The following is a 1,240-nucleotide window of genomic DNA, read 5'->3' as shown; positions in this document are numbered from 1 at the left end:
CCGACCTTCGACGGTGAACTGCTGGACGGCAGCCCGTTCGAGTCCTCCTCGCTGGCCGGCGACATCGCCGTCATCAACTTCTGGGGCTCGTGGTGCGCACCGTGTCGGGTGGAGACCCCCGAGTTCCAGGCCGTCTACGCCGACGTCGCCGACGAGGGCGTGCAGTTCCTCGGCATCGACGTCAAGGACCAGCGGCAACTGGCCATCGCTTTCGTCGACGGCGTCGACGCGACCTATCCGTCGCTGTTCGACCCCCGTGGAGAGGTGGCCCTGGCCTTCCGCGGCTTTCCGGCCAACGTGGTTCCCTCCACCATTCTGCTGGACCGGCAGGGCCGGGTCGCCGCCGTCTACACCGGCGCGGTCCGCGGCGATGACCTGCGCACGGCCATCGACCTGCTCCTGACGGAAGGGACGGAGTGAGCGACCTCGGGGCCACCTTCGCCGGCATCGTCACCGACGGATCGCTGCTGCTGGCCATGGCCGTGGCCGCGCTCGTGGGGCTGATCAGCTTCGCCTCCCCCTGCTGCCTGCCGCTCATTCCCGGCTACGTCGGCTACGTCGCCGGACTGGCCGGCGCCGACGTCACCGCCGAGAACCGCCCCCCGGCGACGACCACCGCCGGTGGCGCCTCCGGCGCAGCCGCGGTCAGCGGCTCTGCGCCGACAACGGCTGCGGCGACGATCCCGCGCGGGACGATGGTCGTGCCCAGCCGCCGCCGGCTGCTGGCCGGCTCGTTGCTGTTCGTGGCCGGCTTCAGCGCGGTGTTCATCTCCTTCGGCGCCCTCTTCGGGGGCCTCGGCCGGCTGCTCTACGAGTGGGCGCCCACCCTGACCCGGGTGGCCGGGGTCGTCACCATCGTCATGGGGCTGTCCTTCCTCGGTGCCCTGACCTGGTTGCAGCGGGAACGCCGCATCCACCGCCGCCCACCGGCCGGCCTGGCCGGCGCCCCCGTGCTCGGCGTCGTCTTCGGCCTCGGTTGGACGCCGTGCCTGGGGCCGACGCTGGCCGCGGTGAACACCCTGGCCTACACCGAGGCCTCGGCGCTGCGCGGCGCCGTTCTCGGACTGGCCTACTGCATCGGGCTGGGGCTGCCCTTCGTCCTCGTCGCGTTGGGCACCCGACGGGCCCTCCGCTTCTCCGCCTTCGCCCGCCGCCACGCCCGGACGGTCATGCGTGTCGGCGGAGCGCTGCTGATCGTTCTGGGCATCCTGCTCCTGACCGGCTGGTGGGACGCCCTGAT

General features: G+C 72.4%; 2 protein-coding genes. Both read left to right on the top strand.

Annotation, left to right across the window (positions count from 1 at the left end; translation table 11 throughout):
* Positions 1 to 420, top strand: a 420-nt coding sequence (locus tag FN207_RS26040) for a TlpA family protein disulfide reductase (protein WP_142461360.1), incomplete at its 5' end; no start/stop codon positions are given.
* Positions 417 to 1,240: cytochrome c biogenesis CcdA family protein (locus tag FN207_RS26035; RefSeq protein WP_246066390.1), on the top strand; the 824-nt coding region annotated here is incomplete at its 3' end. The genes FN207_RS26040 and FN207_RS26035, both read left to right, overlap by 4 nt.

The sequence above is a fragment of the Geodermatophilus aquaeductus genome (assembly GCF_900182545.1).
GTDB classification, from domain to species: domain Bacteria; phylum Actinomycetota; class Actinomycetes; order Mycobacteriales; family Geodermatophilaceae; genus Geodermatophilus; species Geodermatophilus aquaeductus.
Note: the sequence above shows the minus strand (reverse complement) of the source record. Positions and strands in the feature narration are given on the sequence as shown.